General features: G+C 72.4%; 5 protein-coding genes and 1 pseudogene. 1 reads left to right on the top strand and 5 read right to left on the bottom strand.

The window, feature by feature from the left end; translation table 11 throughout:
* From AC5E6L_RS13770 to AC5E6L_RS13750, 5 genes and pseudogenes are all read right to left on the bottom strand, one after another.
* A pseudogene (locus tag AC5E6L_RS13770) lies at positions 1–658 on the bottom strand (histidine kinase); the annotation flags it as partial.
* Positions 659–661: 3 nt separating this feature from the next.
* Positions 662–1,354 carry a response regulator transcription factor gene (locus AC5E6L_RS13765; RefSeq protein ID WP_491230686.1) on the bottom strand — a complete coding sequence of 231 codons (693 nt, stop codon included), beginning with the start codon at positions 1,352–1,354 and terminating at the stop codon, positions 662–664.
* Between the two features lie 70 nt (positions 1,355–1,424).
* A complete protein-coding gene (locus AC5E6L_RS13760; RefSeq protein ID WP_491774030.1) occupies positions 1,425–1,682 on the bottom strand; it encodes a hypothetical protein in 258 nt (85 codons plus the stop codon).
* Between the two features lie 80 nt (positions 1,683–1,762).
* Positions 1,763–1,969 (bottom strand): hypothetical protein, encoded by a 207-nt coding sequence (locus AC5E6L_RS13755; RefSeq protein WP_491774028.1) that lies wholly within the window; start codon positions 1,967–1,969, stop codon positions 1,763–1,765.
* Positions 1,970–1,992: 23 nt separating this feature from the next.
* Positions 1,993–4,710, bottom strand: coding sequence for a baseplate multidomain protein megatron (locus tag AC5E6L_RS13750; protein ID WP_491774026.1), 2,718 nt, complete (start codon positions 4,708–4,710; stop codon positions 1,993–1,995).
* Positions 4,711–4,822: 112 nt separating this feature from the next.
* On the opposite strand from AC5E6L_RS13750, the gene AC5E6L_RS13745 reads away from it, so the two are divergent.
* Positions 4,823–5,230 (top strand): hypothetical protein (locus AC5E6L_RS13745; RefSeq protein WP_491774024.1); only part of this gene is annotated, 408 nt, incomplete at its 3' end.

Below are 5,230 nucleotides of genomic sequence, written 5' to 3'. Positions count from 1 at the left end.
CGGCGAGCGTATGCTCCTCGCCCGCATGGATGGCGCGCAGGGCGTGCCGGACGCGGCCCAGCGGGCGCATGCCGACGACAATGATCGCGCCGTTGATCGCCACGAGCCCGGCGCCGAACACGGCCAGCAGGGCCGCCAGGCTCCGGGACAGCGCCCCGATCGCGGCGTCGAATTCGCTTTGATTGCCGGCGAGCTGGAACAGGGCGATCTCGCCGCCGGCGCCGATCTGCACCTCGGCTTCCAGCACCCGCAGGCGGTTGCCCGCCGGCCCCTCGGCCTTGAAGGTGCGCGTGAACTGGTCGTCATAGGGAATGGCGGCGAGCGGGGGGCGGGGCAGCGCGCCGCCGGCAAGGGAGGCAGAACGGCGCGCCGGGCCGTCGCCGCCGACAAGGCCGACCTGCCAGTACCAGCCGGACCCGGCGTCCAGGAAGTTCTGATCGCCGAGATTGGGAACGCCGGACAAGGTGCCCCGTTCGGCAACGCTGAAGGCGGCGATCAGGCTGAAGAGCTGTGCCTGTTGCAGGTCGGCAAAACCGCGCTCGGCGTTCATCCGGTACTGGCCGACCAGCAGCCAGCCCAGGAACGCCACCGCGAGCACCGCCCAGACCGTCGACAGCGCGATGACGCGATTGCGCAGCGAACCGGAGGCGAGCGGCATGGATCAGCGGGCGGCAGGCGGTCCGGCCTGCGCTTCGGCGGGATCGCGCAGCCGGTAGCCGAGGCCGCGCACCGTCTCGATCAGGTCATGGCCGATCTTGCGCCTCAGGCGGCCGACGAAGACCTCGACCGTGTTGGAATCGCGGTCGAAATCCTGATCGTACAGATGCTCGGTCAGTTCGGTGCGCGAGACGACGGCGGACTTGTGGTGAATGAGGTAGGACAGAAGCCGGAACTCGTGCGCGGTCAGCCTGAGCGCCTTGCCGTCGACCGTCGCCCTGGAGGTTCTGGTGTCGACGACGAGCGGTCCGCAGGCCAACTCCGAGGTGGCATGGCCCGAGGCGCGGCGGATCAGCGCGCGCACCCGCGCCAGCACCTCCTCGATGTGAAACGGCTTTGCGACGTAATCGTCGGCGCCCGCATCGATGCCGGCGACCTTGTCGTTCCAGCGGTCGCGGGCGGTCAGGATCAGGACCGGCATCGCCCGCCCCCCATCGCGCCAGCGCTGGAGGACGGAAATGCCGTCCATCAGCGGCAGGCCGATATCGAGGATCACGCAGTCATAGGGTTCGGTGTCGCCCAGAAAATGAGCCTCCTCGCCGTCGAGCGCGGCATCGACCACATAGCCCGCGTCCTCCAGCGCGCCCCTGATCTGGCGGTTGAGGTCGGCGTCGTCTTCAACGACCAGGATGCGCATGGTCCGGCTCCCTTCCCGCACACCGGGCGGGCCTTGCGCCCGTGCCGCGCGTTCTATCACGGAACAGGGTCTATGGCGCGACGAAAATCTCCTCGCGCCGGGGGCGCTCGCCATCGCGACCCTGATGGAGCAGGACGACGCGGCAGCCGTCTTGACCGTTCCGCCGGGCCGCTTGCGCGCCCACGAACGTCGCGCCCTGGCGGGCGGCAACGCCCTGGCCGACCTCGAAGCAATTGTCGCCGGCCAACTGGACGAGATCGCCAGCCCGAGCGGGCAATGAGAGCGCCGGCGCGGCCAGAAATGCGCCGATCAGGAATGCGCCGATCATGTATGCGTGCCCTGTCGTCATGGCGCTCCGTATAGTCGGGCGCGGATGAATGCAATCTGAATGACGCCGGGGCCCGGCGTTCATCCGATTCGCGTGCGCGCCGTCATCCGCCCGAGGATTGCGAGCGCGCCGGCGGCGGCGGACACCAGTTGCAGGATCGCCTCGACGAGCCCTTCGCGGGTGCCCGGCTCGATCGGCACGCCGAGCGCGGCCGCCACCGTCGCGGCGATCGACACAAGGGCGGCCCAGATGGTCTTCGACAGGTACCAGGGTTTGGCGTCGGTCATGGCATGTTCCTTTCGGTTGTGGATCAGGCGATACGGACGGGCACTGCGGCCCGCGCGGCAATGCCGGGGCCGGTGCGCGCGCCGATCTGGCGCACCTGCATGTCGATCCCGGCCGGCATGGCGCCGAACAGGGACTGCACCCGCGCCGCGGACAGGGTCGCGGCCGGCGCGCCGGTCTCCTCGGTGTGCAGGGTCGCCCCCGTGGCATCGAACAGCGCGAGCGCGTATCGCTCGGTCTCCTCGCCGAGCGGCACGCTGGCGCCCAGCGCCGCGCCGACCGCCAGACGGGAGCGGCGGACCCAGCTCAGCGCGAGCGTTCCGTCGGGCCGGGCGAGGGCGCGCAGATGGACCGGCGCGAGCGGCGTCAGCGCGCGCCGGCCGCCGGTCGCGGCGATCGTCGCAAAATAACGATCGCTGACCGCGCGCCCGGCCGGCCCGACGCGCCAGTTCAGCGCGATGCCGGTCTCGGCGGGCGTCAGACCGGCGGCGACCACGCGCCGGTCGAGGACGATCAGGCGCGCGCCGGCCGGCGCGCCAAGGGCGGCGACGTCCTCGGTCCCGGCCTGGCCGCGCAGCAAGTCGGTCAGCCGCCAGTTGCCGGGCGCGGTCTCCTCGGCAAGGCGGAACTGGACGATCTCGAACGCCCCGTCGGCCGCCTCGATCGCAGCGACGTTGCGGCCCGACAGGAGCAGCGTCCGGCCGACCGAGGCCAGTTCGCCCGCGCCGAGCCGCGCCTCGACCGCGTTCGCCCGATCGAAGCGCCCGGACGGGCCGGGCGCGAGCGGCGCGGTCAGGCGCCCCATCAGCGCGTTGCCCGGAACGATCCGGCGCTGTTCAAAACCGTCGGTTCCGGGCGAAACGAGCACCGCGTGCGGCCGCTCGGGCACGGCGCGAAGCGCAATGCGGAAGTTGGCCTCGGGGCTCGCCTGATCCAGCATGGGCAGATCGACGAACGCCACGTCGGGCGGGCCGCCGAACAGGCCGAGCGCGCCCGGCGAGGAGGCCGGCGGCGGCAGAGCCGGCCGCGCCGCGCCCGGCAGGACGTCGACGGTCGAGACGGCGGCGACCTCCAGGCGGTCGGTCAGATCGATGCCGGTGACGCGCCAATGATCCTGCGGGCTGTCGTCAAGGGCGATCACGTCGCCGGGCTCCAGGCCCGCAAAGCGCAGCGGCAGGTCGATCCTGAGGCGGTCGCGCCCCGTCCACAGCCGTTCGAGCATGGCATCGGCGAGATCGCGGGCGGCATCGCCGTCGAGCGCGCAGGGCAGGTCGAGAGCGGCGATCCGGGCGGAGGGTCCGTCGCGGCGCCGCGAGCGGGCCGACCGGGTGCGGTAATCCCACAGCGCGTCCCGGTAGCGGACGACCACCTCGGCGGGCAACTCGTCCGCCTGGCCGAGCGTGCGCCGCCGGTTGCCCGTTTCGGCGCCCAGGCAGATGCCGGCGGCCGGCACCGGGTGGGCCGTGTCGTCACCGGCGCGGAACCGAAGGCGCGGGGCGTCCGCTTCGCCGCTGTCGGCGACGACCAGGCCGAAGGCGTCGACGAGGGGTTCGAGCGTGTCGCGGATGCCGGCGGGCGCGTCGACCGTCACGCCGAGCACCGTGCCCCGCACGCCCTCGACATCGGGAGCCGGCAGGCCATGGTCCGCAAAGACCGCCCGGATCAGGCCGGCGAGCGGGGCTGCGCCGAGCCGGCCATTGAGCCAGTGCCCGGTCAGCCAGTTCTCGCCGTCGCCCCAGACCGCGCCATTGCGCGGAAAGGCGGGAAAGGGCCTGGCGTCCCAGGCCCACAGGAACATGCGGCCGGGATCGACCATCGGATCGGACGTGCCGGGCGCGAAGGGGTTGGCGCCGGTGCCGGCCAGCGCCCAATGGCGGTGGTGGGCCTCAAGGAACGCCCGCTGGGCGCTGTCGCTGCGCGCGCCCGTGGAGTGGCGGGGCCGCGCGCTTTCGGAGGATTTGGGATCGGGGAAGACATTGGGCTGATTGGCCCCGGCATGGACGGCCGGGCAGCCCAGCTCGGTCAGCCATATGGGCTTGGCGTGCGGTGTCCAGGGCGATTGCGGCCCGGTCTCGACGCCGCCGCGCCGGTCGACATGGACGTTCGACCACCAGGCGACGAGGTCCTTGTAGCGATAGACCCAGGACTTGCCGTGCGCGCCGTCCGTGATCGGGGTGCGGATGCGGGCGTCACGGTCCGCGGGCGAGGCGTAGTACCAGTCGAACCCCTCGCCGGCGGCGATGGCGGCCCCCATGGCGCGGGCATCGTCATGGGCGGCCATGCCGTCCGGATTGCCGCTCGGTTCGGTCGAGTCCGCATCGCGCCAGTCGGCGAGCGGCATGTAGTTGTCGATGCCGACCGCGTCGATCTCGGGCGCCGACCAAAGCGGGTCCAGATGGTGGTAGACGTCGCCCGAGCCGTCGGCGGGGTGGTAGCCGAAATATTCGGACCAGTCGGCGCCGTAGGTCAGCTTGCAGTCCGGCCCCAGAAGCGCGCGGACATCGGCGGCGAGCCGGCGCAGCGCGTCGACGAAGGGAAAGGCGTCCGCTTCCCCGCGCAGCCAGGTCAGACCGCGCAGTTCCGAGCCGATCAGCATCGCATCGACCCCGCCGGCGATCAGGGCCAGCCGCGCCATGTGCAGCACCATGCGCCGATAGCCCCAGTCGGCGCCGGGGCCGGGGACGATCGTCTCGCCGTCGACGCCCAGATCGGCGGCCGCGGTGCCGCCGGCGAAGGCCGCCACCTGGGCCGCGGCGGCGGCCGTGCGGTCGGGGCCCCGGAAAGCAGGTGATGCGCCCGCGCCAGGGATAAGGCGCCTGGGCCGCGCCGCCATAGGGGTCGGGCAGGACATTGCCTTGCGGCACATCCATCATCACGAACGGATGCAGCGTCACCGACAGGCCGCGCGCCTTCAGGTCGCGTATCGCGGCGATGACCGAGGCGTCGGTCGGCGTGCCGCCATAGGCCGGGCGGCCGTCCACGCGGGAGACGAGGCGCGCGCCCGGATCGGACCGCGACAGGCCGCTGACCCGCCATGGCGGCGTCTCGTCGCCGACATCGCGTTCGGTGACGCCCGGACGGATCGTGCAGGCACCGGCGCGCAGATCGTCGCCGAACCAGCTCACGATCAGCGACACATGCTCAAGGTTGGGGCAGACGGCCTGAAGCTCGTCGAGCGAGGCGGTCCAGTCATTGCCGGCGTGGAGCACGTGGCGGGTGAACTCGACGGTTTCGCCCGGCGCGCGCAGCCCGGTCGCCGGGTC

The organism is Roseitalea sp. (assembly GCF_984466335.1).
Note: the sequence above shows the minus strand (reverse complement) of the source record. Positions and strands in the feature narration are given on the sequence as shown.